The organism is Cellulosimicrobium sp. SH8, from assembly GCF_025818875.1.
GTDB classification, from domain to species: Bacteria; Actinomycetota; Actinomycetes; order Actinomycetales; family Cellulomonadaceae; genus Cellulosimicrobium; species Cellulosimicrobium cellulans_D.
This window is the reverse complement of record NZ_JAMXMH010000009.1, coordinates 124,513-138,664: the sequence shown is the minus strand read 5'-3', so window position 1 is coordinate 138,664 and position 14,152 is coordinate 124,513. Positions and strand designations below refer to the sequence as shown.

14 protein-coding genes are annotated in these 14,152 nt (G+C 73.8%); 4 read left to right on the top strand and 10 right to left on the bottom strand.

Annotated features, from left to right (window positions below):
* Positions 1 to 4 precede the first annotated feature (4 nt).
* Both NF338_RS13715 and NF338_RS13710 read left to right on the top strand, forming a co-directional pair.
* The gene (locus tag NF338_RS13715; RefSeq protein ID WP_264031294.1) at positions 5 to 988 is read left to right on the top strand and encodes an ABC transporter permease; all 984 of its coding nucleotides are present in this window, start codon (positions 5 to 7) and stop codon (positions 986 to 988) included.
* A 3-nt stretch (positions 989 to 991) separates the two neighbouring features.
* Positions 992 to 2,164, top strand: coding sequence for an ABC transporter permease (locus NF338_RS13710; RefSeq protein ID WP_264031293.1), 1,173 nt, complete (start codon positions 992 to 994; stop codon positions 2,162 to 2,164).
* A gap of 139 nt (positions 2,165 to 2,303) precedes the next feature.
* Here the strand turns inward: NF338_RS13710 and NF338_RS13705 are convergent, their stop codons facing one another.
* The 5 genes from NF338_RS13705 to NF338_RS13685 all read right to left on the bottom strand — a co-directional run bounded on the left by NF338_RS13705 (position 2,304) and on the right by NF338_RS13685 (position 6,303).
* Positions 2,304 to 3,068 carry an ABC transporter permease gene (locus NF338_RS13705; RefSeq protein ID WP_264031292.1) on the bottom strand — a complete coding sequence of 255 codons (765 nt, stop codon included), beginning with the start codon at positions 3,066 to 3,068 and terminating at the stop codon, positions 2,304 to 2,306.
* Positions 3,065 to 3,895: an ABC transporter ATP-binding protein gene (locus tag NF338_RS13700; RefSeq protein ID WP_264031291.1), complete on the bottom strand. Its 831-nt coding sequence runs from the start codon at positions 3,893 to 3,895 to the stop codon at positions 3,065 to 3,067. Before NF338_RS13700 ends, NF338_RS13705 begins: the two co-directional genes overlap by 4 nt.
* 30 nt (positions 3,896 to 3,925) lie before the next feature.
* Positions 3,926 to 4,768, bottom strand: coding sequence for a DUF4097 family beta strand repeat-containing protein (locus tag NF338_RS13695; RefSeq protein ID WP_264031290.1), 843 nt, complete (start codon positions 4,766 to 4,768; stop codon positions 3,926 to 3,928).
* Between the two features lie 74 nt (positions 4,769 to 4,842).
* Entirely contained in the window at positions 4,843 to 5,385 is a 543-nt protein-coding gene (locus NF338_RS13690) for a histidine kinase (protein ID WP_264031289.1), read from the bottom strand.
* 102 nt (positions 5,386 to 5,487) lie between these two features.
* Positions 5,488 to 6,303, bottom strand: a complete 816-nt coding sequence (locus NF338_RS13685; protein ID WP_264031288.1) for a TSUP family transporter — start codon at positions 6,301 to 6,303, stop codon at positions 5,488 to 5,490.
* A gap of 128 nt (positions 6,304 to 6,431) precedes the next feature.
* On the opposite strand from NF338_RS13685, the gene NF338_RS13680 reads away from it, so the two are divergent.
* Positions 6,432 to 7,292 carry a ferritin-like domain-containing protein gene (locus NF338_RS13680; RefSeq protein ID WP_264031287.1) on the top strand — a complete coding sequence of 287 codons (861 nt, stop codon included), beginning with the start codon at positions 6,432 to 6,434 and terminating at the stop codon, positions 7,290 to 7,292.
* Positions 7,292 to 7,828 (top strand): SRPBCC family protein, encoded by a 537-nt coding sequence (locus tag NF338_RS13675; protein WP_264031286.1) that lies wholly within the window; start codon positions 7,292 to 7,294, stop codon positions 7,826 to 7,828. Before NF338_RS13680 ends, NF338_RS13675 begins: the two co-directional genes overlap by 1 nt.
* A gap of 38 nt (positions 7,829 to 7,866) precedes the next feature.
* On the opposite strand, the gene NF338_RS13670 is transcribed toward NF338_RS13675, so the two are convergent.
* From NF338_RS13670 to NF338_RS13650, 5 genes are all read right to left on the bottom strand, one after another.
* Positions 7,867 to 8,436: a DUF5063 domain-containing protein gene (locus tag NF338_RS13670; protein WP_264031285.1), complete on the bottom strand. Its 570-nt coding sequence runs from the start codon at positions 8,434 to 8,436 to the stop codon at positions 7,867 to 7,869.
* Between the two features lie 15 nt (positions 8,437 to 8,451).
* Positions 8,452 to 9,051 carry a recombination mediator RecR gene (gene recR / locus NF338_RS13665; protein WP_264031283.1) on the bottom strand — a complete coding sequence of 200 codons (600 nt, stop codon included), beginning with the start codon at positions 9,049 to 9,051 and terminating at the stop codon, positions 8,452 to 8,454.
* Positions 9,052 to 9,124: 73 nt separating this feature from the next.
* Positions 9,125 to 12,085, bottom strand: coding sequence for a DNA polymerase III subunit gamma and tau (locus tag NF338_RS13660; protein WP_264031281.1), 2,961 nt, complete (start codon positions 12,083 to 12,085; stop codon positions 9,125 to 9,127).
* A 46-nt stretch (positions 12,086 to 12,131) separates the two neighbouring features.
* Positions 12,132 to 12,794, bottom strand: a complete 663-nt coding sequence (locus NF338_RS13655) for a methionine ABC transporter permease (protein ID WP_154797826.1) — start codon at positions 12,792 to 12,794, stop codon at positions 12,132 to 12,134.
* Entirely contained in the window at positions 12,794 to 14,002 is a 1,209-nt protein-coding gene (locus tag NF338_RS13650; protein WP_412846841.1) for a methionine ABC transporter ATP-binding protein, read from the bottom strand. Before NF338_RS13650 ends, NF338_RS13655 begins: the two co-directional genes overlap by 1 nt.
* Positions 14,003 to 14,152: the final 150 nt, after the last annotated feature.

Here is a 14,152-nt window from a genome sequence, read left to right as displayed (position 1 = left end):
CCCGTTGCGATTCTTCGCCCGACGCACCGCCTTCTACCTGTTCACCGCCTGGGCGGCGATCACGATCAACTTCTTCCTGCCCCGCATGATGAAGGGCGACCCGGTCTCCGCGTACCTCGCGAAGAACCAGGGGAAGATCAGCCCCGAGGCAGCCGAGTCGCTGCGCACCCTCTTCGGGCTCGACGACGGCCGGTCGCTCTTCCAGCAGTACATCGACTACTGGGGCCTCATGCTCAGCGGCGACCTCGGCCGGTCGTTCTCCAAAGGCCTCGCCCCCGTGGGCGACGTGATCGCCGCCGCCCTGCCGTGGACGCTCGGGCTCGTCGGCATCGCCACGATCCTCAGCTTCTTCCTCGGCAGCGGCCTCGGCGCGGTCATCGGCTGGCGCCGCGGGAGCAAGGCCGACGCGATCGTGCCTATCTCGACGTTCTTCTCGACCGTCCCGTACTTCTGGATGGGCCTCATCGCCATCGCGGTCTTCTCGAGCACGCTCGGCTGGTTCCCCGCGTCGCACGCGTACAGCAAGGGCGCGTCGCCCGAGTGGTCGTGGGAGTTCGTCTGGGACGTGATCCAGCACGGGACGCTGCCCGCGCTGACCATCGTCGTCGCGTCGCTCGGCGGCTGGGTCCTCGGGATGCGGAACATGATGATCACCGTCCTCGACGAGGACTACGTGACGGTCGCGCAGGCCAAGGGCCTCCCGCCCCGCAAGGTGCTCACGCGCTACGCGTCGCGCAACGCGGTGCTGCCGCAGCTCTCGAGCTTCGCCCTGTCCCTCGGCTTCATCGTGGGCGGCACGCTCGTCATGGAGCTCGTCTTCTCCTACCCCGGGGTGGGCAAGCTGCTGCTCGACGCCACCAACGCGAAGGACTACCCGCTGATGCAGGGACTCTTCCTCGTCATCACGCTCTCGGTCCTCGTCGCGAACATCCTGGCGGACGTCGCCTACGCCGCCCTCGACCCGCGCACGCGTCAGACGGAGGCCTGAGCCATGACGTCCACCACCACGACCGCGACGAGCGAGGCCACCGCGCCCGCGACCCCGCCGGCCGCCCCGGGCGGCTCCACCGGACGCGGCCTCGCGAGCCGGGCCGGGGCGTCGTTCGCGATGTTCCGCAACGGCAAGTCGCTCACCGGCCTGATCATCCTCGGCGTGTTCACGCTGGTCGCGATCTTCGGCGACCTCCTCGCGCCCTACGGCCCGCTCGAGAAGGACTTCACCGCGCTCAAGCAGCCGCCGTCCGCGCAGCACCTGCTCGGCACCACGCACATGGGCGAGGACGTCCTCAGCCAGATCATCTACGGCACGCGGGGCGTGCTGGTCGTCGGCTTCGTCTCCGGCATCATCGCGACGCTCGTCGCGGTGATCATCGGGGTGACCGCCGGGTACATCGCGGGCTGGCGCAGCGAGTCGCTCTCGGCGCTCACGAACGTGTTCCTCGTGCTCCCGGGCCTGCCGCTCATGATCATCGTGGCGTCGCAGCAGGAGAACCCGAGCCTCCTGCTCGTCTCCACGGTGCTCGCGATCACGGGCTGGGCCTGGGGCGCGCGCGTCCTGCGGGCGCAGACCCTCTCGCTCCGGAACCGGGACTTCATCCAGGCGGCGCGGGCGAACGGCGAGCCGATCCACCGCATCATCGCCGTCGAGATGCTGCCGAACCTCACCGCGATCATCGCGTCGAGCTTCGTCGGCACCGTGACCGCCGCGGTCCTCGGCCTGACGACCCTCGCCTTCATCGGGGTCATCCCCATCACGAACCTCAACTGGGGCACGATCCTCTTCTGGGCCCAGCAGAACGGCGCCTTCCCCGACTACTGGTGGTGGTACGTCCCCGCCGGCCTGTGCATCGCGCTGCTCGGCATGGCCCTGTCGCTCATCAACTTCGGCATCGACGAGTACGTGAACCCGCGTCTGCGGTCGGCCGGCGAGCGGGCACGCGCCATGCGCAAGAAGGGCTACAAGGTCTCGAGCGGGATCACCACCGTCGCCGACCGCCCCGACCTGCTCGCGGGCAGCGTCACCCCGCCCCCGCCCGACTCCCCGCACGTCGACCTGCCGGGCGCACCGGTGCACGGTGACGACATCGGTGCGGTGACGGAGGCCGACCAGGCGACCGGCGGCCCGGACGTGATCCCGGCCGGCCGGCCGGAGCGCTCCGCGTAGCGGTCGCCGCACAGACGGGTGAGGGGCCGCACCACGGCCCCTCACCGGCAGACGGTCCCGGCACGGGACGCCGTCCGCGCCACGCCCCTGGCGCGGACGGCACGCCTCCACCGTGCCGGGACCGTTCGCGTCCCCCGGGTCAGCTCAGCTTGCGCCGGTAGATCGCGACGGCCCACGCGTAGGCGACGGCGAGGATCCCGACGAGCCACGCGAGCGCGACCCAGATGTCCGAGCCGACGGGCTGCCCGCCGAACAGCGCGCGCAGCGTGTCGACGATCGCGGTCACGGGCTGGTTCTCGGCGAACCAGGCGACCGGGGCCGGCATGGTGTCCGTGGGGACGAACGCGGAGCTGATGAACGGCAGGAAGATCAGCGGGTAGCTGAACGCCGACGCGCCGTCGACCGTCTTGGCCGAGAGGCCGGCGACCACCGCGAGCCACGTCAGGGCGAGCGTGAACAGGACGAGGATGCCCAGCACGGCGAGCCACGCGCCCACCGACGCCTCGGTGCGGAACCCCATGAGAAGCGCGACGCCGACGACGATCGTCACCGAGACGAGGTTCGCGACGAGCGACGTCAGCACGTGCGCCCACAGGACGCTGGACCGCGCGACGGGCATCGACTGGAATCGCTCGAAGATGCCGCCCTGGAGGTCGAGGAACAGCCGGTACGACGTGTACGCGACGCCCGAGGCGACGGTGATGAGCAGGATGCCGGGCAGCATGTAGTCGATGTACGACGCGGCGGCGCCGGTGTCGATCGCGCCGCCGAGGACGTAGACGAACAGCAGCATGAGCGCGATCGGGGTGACGGCGGTCGTGATGATCGTGTCCGGGCTGCGCAGGATGTGGCGCAGCGAGCGGCCGGTCAGGACACGGGTGTCGGCCAGGACGTGCGTGGTCATCGGAGCTCCTCTCCGGCGGGCTGGGTGCCCTCGGCGGTCGTCGGGGTCGTGGGGTCCTCGCCGGTCTCGCCGACGAGGGTGAGGAACACGTCCTCCAGGGACGGCTGCTTCTCGACGTACTCGACCTGCGCGGGCGGCAGGAGCGCCTTGAGCTCGGCCAGGGTGCCGTTCTGGATGATGGTGCCGCGGTGCAGGATCGCGATCCGGTCCGCGAGCTGCTCGGCCTCGTCGAGGTACTGCGTGGTGAGCAGGACGGTCGTGCCGCCCTGGGCGAGCTCGCGCACCGTGGCCCAGACCTCGATGCGCGCCTGCGGGTCCAGCCCGGTCGTGGGTTCGTCGAGGAAGATGATCGGCGGGTCGCCGATCAGGCTCATCGCGATGTCGAGACGACGGCGCATGCCGCCCGAGTACGTGCCCGCCCGGCGCGAGCCCGCGTCGGTCAGGGAGAAGCGGGCGAGCAGGTCGTCCGCGACCTGGGCGGGGTTCTTCAGATGACGCAGCCGCGCGACGAGCACGAGGTTCTCGCGCCCGGTGAGGACCTCGTCGACCGCGGCGAACTGCCCGGTCAGGGAGATCGACTCCCGGACCTGCCCCGGCTCGGCGACGACGTCGTGCCCGTGGACGCTCGCGCTCCCCGCGTCGGGCTTGAGGAGCGTCGACAGGATGCGCACGAGCGTGGTCTTGCCCGCGCCGTTGGACCCCAGCAGCGCGAAGATGCTCCCCGCCGCCACGTCCAGGTCGACCCCTCGCAGCACGTGCAGGTCGCCGAACGACTTCTCGATGCCTCGTACCCGCACCGCGGGTGCGAGGGACTGGTCGACAGACATGTCCAGGTCTCCGTCTCTCTCAGGTGTGGTTCAGGGCCGGCGGACGACGACGTCGCCGAAGCCGGTGCTGGCGTGGATCTCCGCGGTGGCCTCGTCCTCGACGGGCCCCTCGGTCGGGGTCAGGTGGTTGCGCACGCTGCCGTGCTCGGAGCTCGCGTCGAGGAACGCGGCCGTGCCCTCCGGCACGCCCACGTCGATCGAGCCGAACGACGTGCTGAGGGTGACGCTGCCGGACTCCAGGCGGTCGACCCGGATACCGCCGTGCGCGGACTTCGCGGTGAGGGTGCCGAGCACCCGGGTCACGGCGATCTCGCCGTGCGCGCCCTGCACGGCGAGCGTGCCCGTGACGGCGCCGACCGTCGTCGTGCCGTTGCTGGCCTTGATCGTGCCGTCGCCGGCGATCTCGCCGATCCGCACGGAGCCCGCGCTGACCTTGACGTCCGCGGTGCCCGCGACGCGGCCGACGACGACCGACCCGGCCGAGGCCTTGAGGTCCAGCCGCTCGACGTCCTCGAGCCGGACGTCGGCGACGGAGAGCGTCATGTCGACGGCCCCCAGCGAGCCCTCGGTGTAGAGGGTGCCCGCCTTGCCGCGCAGGTCGGAGCCGGCGGGGAGCTCGACGGTGATGTCGGCGGTCCCGGCCGCGAACGGCAGGACGAACTGCTTCCACGACCCGGGGTACAGGATCGTGACGGCGTCACCGTCGCGGTCGACCCGGACGTCCTGGGCCGCGCGGACGCTGCCCGACTTCGAGGGGTCGGTCGGCAGGACCGTCACGACGACGTCGTCACGGTCGCCGGCGACGACGTGCAGGTTGGCGAAGGGCACGTCCACGACGACCGGGACGGGCTGGGAGGCGGGGAAAGTGGGCATGACGGAGCTCCAACGGTGGTGTCGGTGTGGTGTCAGCGGGTGGTGGGAGGGGCGGGCGGGCGGACCGGAGAGGGTCAGCGCACCCAGCCGGTGACGCGGGCGGAGCCGCGCGGCTGCGGACGGGCCTGCGCGGCCGGGCGTCCGGTGGACTGCTCGAGCGCCGCGGCGACCGCGCGCACGAGCCAGGTGTTGACGGAGACGCCGTCGCGGGCGGCGGCGGTCTCGGCCTGCGTCTTGAGGTGCTCGGGCAGTCGCAGGGTGGTGCGGGTCGTGGCGCCGGACTCGACGTCGGCCACCGCGGCGGCGGGTGTCGCCGCGGACGCCGGAGCGACGCCGTACGCCGGCTCACCAGGAGCGGTGGGCGGGGCCGCGGGTGCGGGTGCGGCGACGACGAACTCCGGGGCACCGCCCCGCAGCCGCACGTCGACCGACCCCGGGGCGAGCTCCGCGGAGATCTCCCCGGCCGCGGCCGAGAGCGCGTCCAGGAGGACGAGCCGCACGGCCGCGTCGAGGGGCGCGGTCAGTCGCTCGGCGAGCAGACGGCCGTCGTCCCCCGCGGCGTCCGCGGCAGCGGCGAGGCGGGTCTGGAGGTCGTCGACGTACGGGGTGAGGTCCATGACGCCATCATGGCACCACTCGTGGTGTCACGGCAACCCCTGGTGACAACATCTTCGACACCACGTGACACCAGGGTGCATCCGCGCTGGTCAGGCGCCCCGTCAGGAGGCCAGGTCGGCGACGACGTCGTACCCGAGCTTGAGGATCAGCGCCCCGACCACGACGACGAACACGACGCGGACGAACGCGCTGCCCTTGGCCACCGCCATGCGCGCCCCGACGTACGCGCCGAGCAGGTTCGCCGCACCCATGAGCAGGCCCAGCCCCCACAGGACCGCGCCGTAGGGGACGAAGAAGATCAGCGCGCCCGCGTTCGTCGCGAAGTTCGCGATCTTCGCCAGTGCAGACGCCGGGAGGAACGCGTACCCGAGGATGCTCACGAGCGCGATGACGAAGAACGTCCCCGTGCCCGGACCGAGCAGGCCGTCGTACGTGCCGATGACGAGGCCGATCCCGGCCGCGGCCCAGCGGTGGCCGTTGCCCTCCCAGCGCAGGTTCGTCGTGTGCCCCAGCTTCGGCTTCGCGATCGTGTAGGCCGCGACCCCGACGAGCACCACGAGGATGATCGGCTTGAACAGCTCAGCGGGGATCCGCGACGCGAGAGCGGCACCACCGATCGCGCCCACCAGCGCCGCGAGCGCCATCGGCCCCGCCGTCCGCAGGTCGGGGCCGACCCGCCGGTAGTACGTCGCGGCGCTCACCGACGTACCCATGATGCTCGCGAGCTTGTTCGTCGCGAGCGCCTGGACCGGGCTGATGCCGGGCACGAGGAGCAGCGCGGGCAGCTGGACCAGACCGCCTCCGCCGACGACGGCGTCGATCCACCCCGCCGTGAGGGCGGCGAGCACGAGCAGGAGGACGGTCAGGCCGTCGATCTCGAGCCCGCCGGAGACCGGGAGGGAGAAGGCGGGCAGCACTCCCTAGTGGTACCACAGCGCCTCGGTCGCGGCGGTCCTGCGTCCCGGCCGTGCGCATCCGGTGGAGCGTTCGGGAGGTTCCGCGCAGGTCGTCCCGCGTGGCACCGCCCGGGTCTACGTTTCCGGCCATGACGAGCGACGACGCACGTACCGGCACCACCCCGGCCACCGGAGAGGGCTCGCCCCCGGCGTTCACCGTCTGGGTCGACCACTACGTCTCGAACCGGGCCACCCAGCTCGCGACGGAGGCCACGATCGACTGGGACGCCCCGTGCACCCTCCCCCCGGACGTCCGCGCGGCGTTCGTCCGGTCGTTCCAGCGTTTCGAGCTCGGCGAGGACGGCGACGGCGCGCGGCTGCTCACCAAGGCCCGGCGCGCCGGGGACCCGGTGTACGTCGACGCGCTCGCGCGCCTCGTCGTCGAGGAGCAGCGGCACTCGGCGCTGTTCCGCCGCGGGCTCGCGCACCTCGGGGCGCCCACGCTCGACGCGCACTGGTCGGACGCGGCGTTCACCGCCCTGCGGCGCCTGCTCGGCCTGCGGACCGAGATCGCGCTCTTCCTCGTGGCCGAGTCCGTCGCGATGGGCTACTTCACCGCCCTGGCGAGCGCAGCACCCGACCCGGTGCTCCGTGGTGTCGGCCGTCGGATCGCCTCCGACGAGGTCCACCACCTCCGCTTCCAGATCGACCGGCTCCGGGAGGGCTTCGCGGGCACCCCGCGACCGGTGCGCGCCCTCGTCGGCGCCGCGTGGGGCGTGGTGGCCCTGGGCGCGGCGACCGTCCTGGTCGTGGACCATGCGGGGGCGCTGCGCGCGTGCGGCCTGCGGCCCGCGCGGGCGTGGGTCGACGCCGTCCGACGGTTCCGGGCGAGCGCCCGGCTCGCTCTCGGCGACGACGGGGTCGGGATGCTCGGACCGGCGTCGGCGGACGACGTCGCGCGGAGCGCACCGGCCTTCCCCGTGGCCGGGGACCTGCCTACGCTGCTGTGATGACCGAGACGACCGAGAACCCCGAGGTCCAGCCGACCGGTTCCGTCGTGCGCGACGACGACGGCCGGTGGATCGTGCTGCGCCGGACCTTCGCCGCACCCGTCGCGGACGTCTGGGCGAGCCTCACCGAGCCGGCAGCACTCGAGCCCTGGATCGGCACGTGGGACGGAGACCCGACCACGGGCAGCGTCCGCTTCGTCATGACCGCCGAGGGTGCGACGGAGGGCGACGAGTGCCGGGTCCTGCGCTGCGACCCGCCGCGCCGGCTCGTGGTCGAGACCGCCGTCGGCGAGACGTCGTGGCACCTGGAGATCGACCTGGCCGACGACGGCGGCGGCACCACCGCCCTCGTGTTCCGGCAGGCGCTGGGCCCTGACGAGGACGCGGGGTCGATCGGGCCCGGGTGGGAGTACTACCTCGACCGCCTGGCCGCCGCGCGCGCCGGGCGCGACCCCGCCGCGGTGGAGTGGGACAGCTACTACCCCGCCCTCGCGGCGCACTACGGCGCGACGGGCGCAACGGGCGCAACGGACTGACGGACGGGCCGGCCGCCCCGCGGCGCCCGGCCCGTGCCTCAGGACTGGAGGGCGTCGTACTCCGCCTCGGCCGCGACGTCGTCCTCGACGTCGAGGCGCAGGTGCGCGAGCGCGAGCTGCAGCACGCGCAGCGCGCTCGCGGCGCGCTCCCCCCAGAGCGACACGTAGGAGAACTGCCACCACCACAGGCCCTCGAGCTCGCGGCCGCCGTCGTAGTGCTGGAGGCCCTTCGCGAGGCACTCGGCGACGCAGGCGAGATCGCCCGAGAGGGACGCGGCCCCGACCTCGGCGCCCACGAGCGGGTCGGTGATCTCGGCGTAGTCGTCGAACCCGTCGAAGAGCTGGGAGAGCGCGGTCCGCAGCGGGTCCACGTCGGTGTCGCGGCCGGCGTCGGGCTCGAAGCGCTCGACCGGGACGACGTCGCCCATCGCCCCGAGCCGTGCGCCCGCGGCGAGCGCGTCGGACAGCGCGAGCAGCAGGAGGGGCAGCACGGCTCCGGGCGCGGCCCCCGACGCGACCTGGGTCGCGGTCGTGAGGAACGCGCGCGCCTGCGCGGCCATGCCCTCGGCGATCTCCCGCAGGTCGGGGTCGCTCTCGATCTCCCCCATGCTCGTCACCTCTCGTCAGCCGCCGACGAGACGTCGGCCCTCGAACGCCCGGCCGAGCGTCACCTCGTCCGCGTACTCCAAGTCTCCCCCGACCGGCAGCCCGGACGCGAGGCGGGTCACGCGCAGGCCCATCGGGCCCAGCATGCGCGCGAGGTACGTGGCGGTGGCCTCGCCCTCGACGTTCGGGTCGGTCGCGAGGATCACCTCGGTCACCTGACCGTCGGCGAGGCGCGTCATGAGCTCGGCGATCCGCAGGTCGCCCGGCCCGACGTTCTCGATCGGGTTGATGGCGCCACCGAGCACGTGGTACCTCCCACGGAACTCGCGCGTGCGCTCGATCGCGACGACGTCCTTGGGCTCCTCGACGACGCAGATCACCTCCGGCGACCGGCGCGGGTCCGCGCAGATGCGGCACTGCTCGGACTCCGCGACGTTGCCGCACGTCTCGCAGAAGCGCACGCGCGCCTTCACCTCGGTGAGCGCGTCAGCGAGCCGGCGCACGTCCGAGGCGTCCGCGGCGAGCAGGTGGAACGCGATGCGCTGCGCGCTCTTGGGCCCGACGCCGGGAAGTCGGCCGAGCTCGTCGATCAGGTCCTGGACAGCGCCTTCGTACACGCCCCCAGCCTACGGGGCGCGGCCCACACGACCGGTCCGGCCCGCCGCCACGGCCGGGCTCCCACCATGGCGATCAGCCCTGGTCCTGGATCTCCTCGATGATCTTGCCGTCGAGCAGGCTCACGACGAGCGCCGTCCCGACCAGACCGGTCGAGACGATGTCGGGGTCGTCCGCGGAGGGCAGGTCGTCCATCGGGTCGACCGTCGACGGCGCGTCCCGCCGGGCGGGCGCCTCGGTGGGTCGGGCGACGCGGGCCGTCGTGGCCGCCGCGATGGCCGCGCGTGCGGCGGAGACCCCGCGCAGCGGGGCTCCCGACGCGTCCGCCGGAGCGACCGGCGCCGTGCGGCCCGGTGCCTCCTGACGCGGTGGCGCAGTCGCGGCCGGTGCAGGGCTCGCGGGCGAGACCCGTGCCGAGGTGACCGGAGTCTGCGGGCCGGGCACCGCACGCGTGCCCGGGGCGCGGTCGAGAACAGGCTCCGGCTCGGGGCCGTCGTCGAGGTCGGCCGGTGGCTCGGCGGGCACCCCCGCGAGCCACGCCTCGTCCGCCGTGTCGATCCGGGGCTCGGGCGACGGCGACGGCGACGGCGACGAGGCTCCGGCGAGCCAGGCCTCGTCCGCGGCGTCGACCACCGGTCCATGGTCCGCGTCGCCGTCGGCGACGTCCGTCTCGACCGGTCGCTCCTGCAACGCGACGGCCCCGCGCGGTGCGGACGCGCCCGTCGCGAGCGCGGTCGGGGAGGCAGCCGTGCCGGACGCCACGGTCCCGCCCGGCGCGCCGACCGTCGCGAGGGGCACGGACGCGCCGCCCCCTCCGGAGCCGGGCTCAGGACCGGTCCCGGCGAGGCCGGGCGCTGCCGGGCCCTGACCGGGGCCCGCGGGGGCAGGTGCCGCAGGGCCCTGTGCCGAGGGGCGCCCGGCACCGGCCGCCCCGCCCTCGTCGAGTCGTGCCTCGACCCGCACCTGGAGCCCGAGGGTCTGGTAGACGACGTCCTGCACCGCATGGATGTGCCGCGAGGAGGAGAAGGTGCGTGCGAGGCCCGGCGACGGGAAGGCGAGGAAGAGGACGCCCTGCGCGAGCTCCGCGACCTGCGCGTTCGGGCCGACCAGCGACCACGTGACGGGGTTCGCCCGCAGGTTCTCCAGCACCTCGGGCCAGCGCCGCCGGAGCTCCTCGGTCGTGAGCGCCGGGCTCGTGCCTCCGGGCGGAGCGCTCGCCGCCGGCTGCACCGGACGGCCCGCTGCCAGCCCCGCGGGGGCCGCCTCGGCACGCACGGTCGGCGCCGCCTCCTCGCGCGTCGGCGACACGGCGTCTTCGTGCGTCGCTGCATCGGCTTCCGCGTGGTCCTGCTTCGCCGGACCTGTCGGCTCGACCGGGCTGGTCCGACGCGCGGTATCGGTCTGCTCGACCGGCGGCACCGCCTGCGCCGGGGCGCCGCTGGACTCCGCGGTCGACGGCGACGTCGGCGCGGCGTCCGTGCGCGCGGGCTCGGTCGTTCCCGAGGGAACCACGCCCTCGCTCGGTACGGACGGGGTGTCCGGTGCCGACGGGGCGCCGGGTGCCGAGGCCCGCTCGTCCTCGACGGCCCCTGCCGGGACTGCCGCGGCGGCGCGGGGCTCGGCCGGCTCGGCGGGGGGCCGCGCGTCGGTCGGCGCGGCGGCACCGGCCGACGGCTGCACAGCGGGGGTGGACGGGGTGGATCGGGTGGGGCGCAGGGCGGCGCGCACGGCGGCGGCACCGGTGAGACCGGACGCCGGTGCGGTCGTGGCGGGGACCTGGCCGCCGCCGTCGGGCACCGTGGCTCCGGCGCCGGCAGGCGTCCCCGCCGCCGGCGTGACGGCCGCCGGCACGGCGGCGACCGCGCCCAGGCCGCCACGCTCGAGCCGGTCGAGGCGCGCCGCGAACCCGGCCGCGCCGTCGTCGGCGCCGGGCAGGAGCAGCCGCGCCATGAGGAGCTCGAGGTGCAGTCGCGGCGAGGTGGCGCCCGTCATCTCGGTGAGCGCCGCGTTGACGAGGTCGGCCGCACGCGAGAGCTCCGCGACGCCGAGGTTCTGCGCCTGGGCGCGCATGCGCGCGAGCTGGTCGGCGGGCTGGTCGCGCAGCACGGCCTGCGCCTCGTCACCGGAGACGGCGATGACGATGAGGTCGCGCAGGCGCTCGAGGACGTCCTCGACGAAGCGCCGGGGCTCGTGGCCCGTCGCGATGACGTGGTCCACGACGCGGAAGATGCTCGCGCCGTCGCGCGCGGCGAGGGCGTCCACGACGTCGTCGAGCAGCGTCGCGTGGGTGAAGCCCAGGAGCGCGACGGCGCGCTCGTACTCCACGGCGCCGTCCTGGGCGCCCGCGATGAGCTGGTCCATGACGGACAGCGAGTCACGGACCGAGCCGCCCCCGGCGCGCGTGACGAGCGGGACGACGCCGCCGCCGATCGTCACGCCCTCCGCGGCGCACAGCTCCTCGAGGTAGGGCCCGAGCACGTCCGGCGGGACGAGGCGGAACGGGTAGTGGTGCGTGCGGGAGCGGATGGTGCCGATGACCTTGTCCGGCTCCGTCGTCGCGAAGACGAACTTCACGTGCTCCGGGGGCTCCTCGACGAGCTTGAGCAGCGCGTTGAAGCCCTGCGGCGTCACCATGTGCGCCTCGTCGAGGATGAAGATCTTGTACCGGTCGCGCGCCGGGGCGAACGCGGCGCGCTCGCGCAGCTCGCGCGCGTCGTCGACGCCGTTGTGCGACGCCGCGTCGATCTCGACGACGTCGAGGCTGCCCGGGCCGCCGCGCGCGAGCTCGACGCACGAGGGGCAGACGCCGCAGGGGGTGTCGAGCGGCGTCTCTGGGGTGTTCTGCGCGCAGTTGAGCGTGCGCGCGAGGATGCGCGCGCTCGTCGTCTTGCCGCAGCCGCGCGGGCCGGAGAAGAGGTAGGCGTGGTTCACCCGACCGCTGCGCAGCGCCTGCATGAGCGGCGCGGTCACGTGGTCCTGACCGATCACCTCGGAGAAGGTCTCGGGCCGGTAGCGGCGGTACAGGGCGGTGCTCACCCCGGCAACTGTAGACGTCACGACCCACACGCACGAGGCCGCCTGGTCAGCGGTGCAGCGCCTTGCGGGCGAGCCAGTTGCCGAGGAGCTGCGCGACCTGCACGATCCCGATGATGACGAGGACCGTCACGACCACGACGCCCCAGTTGTAGCGCTGGTAGCCGTAGACGATCGCGAAGTTCCCGAGCCCTCCGCCGCCGATGATCCCCGCGATCGCCGACATGTCGAGGACCGCGATGAAGAGGAACGTGTACCCGAGGATGAGCGGCGCGAGCGCCTCCGGGACGAGGACGGTCGTGATGATGCGCCACGACGACGCGCCCATGGCGCGCGCCGCCTCGATGACGCCCGGGTCGATCCCCACGAGGTTCTGCTCGACGATGCGGCTCGTGCCGAACGCCGTCATGACGGACAGCGGGAAGATGAACGCCTCGGTGCCGAGCGTCGTCCCGACCACCTGGAGCGTCACCGGTCCGAGCAGCGTGACGAAGATGATGAACGGGATGGGCCGGACGATGTTGACGAGCACGTTGAGCACGCCGAACACCCAGCGGTTGTCGAGCAGGTTGCCGCGCCGCGTCACGTAGAGCGCGATGCCGAGCGCGAGGCCCGCCAGCCCGCCCGTGAGCAGCGCGACCGACACCATCTGGAGGGTCTGACCGAAGGACTCGACGAGGATCGGCCACAGCCGCGACCAGTCGCTGTTCATCACTGGCCTCCGAGGTTGCCGTGGCGGAAGAGGGTCTCGCGCGCCGTCGCGTACGGGTCGCCCGGGTCGCCGCCGGCGTCGTCCGGCGCGTCCGCGCCGCCCGGGTCGGCGTCGAGGCGCGCGACGCGCGGGTCGTCGAGCGGCTGGGCCGCGGTCCCCAGGTCCACGACGTCGGCGCGCTCGGCGAGCGCGACGAGGAACGGCGCGATGCGGTCCTCGGGCGCGTCGAGCTCGACGGTGAGCGACCCGAACGGCCGTTCCCCCACCTCGGAGATGCCGCCGTAGACGACGGACCCGTCGACGTCGTGCTCGCGCAGCAGGCGGAACAGGTCGGACCCGGTGTGCGCGCCCTCCCGCACGCCGACCGTGACGAGCCGACCGGGGTGCCGCTCGCGCAGGCGGGCCAGCGTCTCGCGCGACGGGCGGTCGTGCAGCGCCGTGCCGACGAACCGCTGGGCGGCGTCCGCGCCGGGCGCGGAGAAGACGTCGTACACGTCGCCAGTCTCCACGACCTTGCCGTGCTCCATCACCGCGACGCGGTGGCACGTCGAGCGCACGACCTCCATCTCGTGGGTGATGACGACGATGGTGATGCCGAGCTCGGCGTTGACGCGCCGCAGGAGCGCGAGCACCTCGCGCGTCGTCTCGGGGTCGAGCGCGGACGTCGCCTCGTCGGCGAGGAGGATCGTGGGCTGCGCGGCGAGCGCGCGGGCGATGCCGACGCGCTGCTTCTGCCCGCCCGAGAGCTGGCGCGGGTACGCCCTCGCCTTGTCCGCGAGGCCGACGAACGCGAGGAGCTCCGCGACGCGCGCGGCCCGCTTCTCGCGCGGCCAGCCCGCCACCTTGAGCGGGTAGGCCACGTTCCCGGCGACCGTCCGGGACGACAGCAGGTTGAACTGCTGGAAGACCATGCCGATGCGCGAGCGCACCTCGCGCACGCGGCGCTCGGGCAGCCCGGTGATCACCTGGCCGTCGACGACGACCTCGCCGCTCGTCACCGTCTCCAGCGCGTTGACCAGCCGCACGAGCGTCGACTTCCCGGCGCCGGAGTAGCCGATGACGCCGAAGATCTCGCCCCGGCGGATGCTCAGCGAGACGTCGTCGACCGCGTGCACGGCACCGTCGCCCTCGCCGAACGTCTTGCTCACGTGGCGCAGCTCGATCGCGGGCTGCTCGTCACCGCCCTCGTCGCGGGGGACGTCGGTCACGTCGGGTTCCTCTCGTCGGAGGCCGTGCCTCCGGGCCGGGGCCGGCGGGGACCGCCTGGGGTCGCCAGGTGCGTCGCCGCGGCCGCGTGTCGGGGTGTGCCGCTCGCCTGCCATCGTCCTCCCCCGGGCACGACGGCGCGCGAGGGCGGA

Bases quoted from the DNA above. Each gene is read 5' to 3' on its own strand.
- NF338_RS13710 (WP_264031293.1), top strand. From the start codon at position 992: ATGACGTCCACCACCACGACCGCGACGAGCGAGGCCACCGCGCCCGCG.
- NF338_RS13670 (WP_264031285.1), bottom strand. From the start codon at position 8,436: ATGGGGGAGATCGAGAGCGACCCCGACCTGCGGGAGATCGCCGAGGGC.
- NF338_RS13675 (WP_264031286.1), top strand. From the start codon at position 7,292: ATGACCGAGACGACCGAGAACCCCGAGGTCCAGCCGACCGGTTCCGTC.
- NF338_RS13695 (WP_264031290.1), bottom strand. From the start codon at position 4,768: ATGCCCACTTTCCCCGCCTCCCAGCCCGTCCCGGTCGTCGTGGACGTG.
- NF338_RS13690 (WP_264031289.1), bottom strand. From the start codon at position 5,385: ATGGACCTCACCCCGTACGTCGACGACCTCCAGACCCGCCTCGCCGCT.
- NF338_RS13655 (WP_154797826.1), bottom strand. From the start codon at position 12,794: ATGAACAGCGACTGGTCGCGGCTGTGGCCGATCCTCGTCGAGTCCTTC.
- NF338_RS13705 (WP_264031292.1), bottom strand. From the start codon at position 3,068: ATGACCACGCACGTCCTGGCCGACACCCGTGTCCTGACCGGCCGCTCG.
- NF338_RS13680 (WP_264031287.1), top strand. From the start codon at position 6,432: ATGACGAGCGACGACGCACGTACCGGCACCACCCCGGCCACCGGAGAG.
- NF338_RS13700 (WP_264031291.1), bottom strand. From the start codon at position 3,895: ATGTCTGTCGACCAGTCCCTCGCACCCGCGGTGCGGGTACGAGGCATC.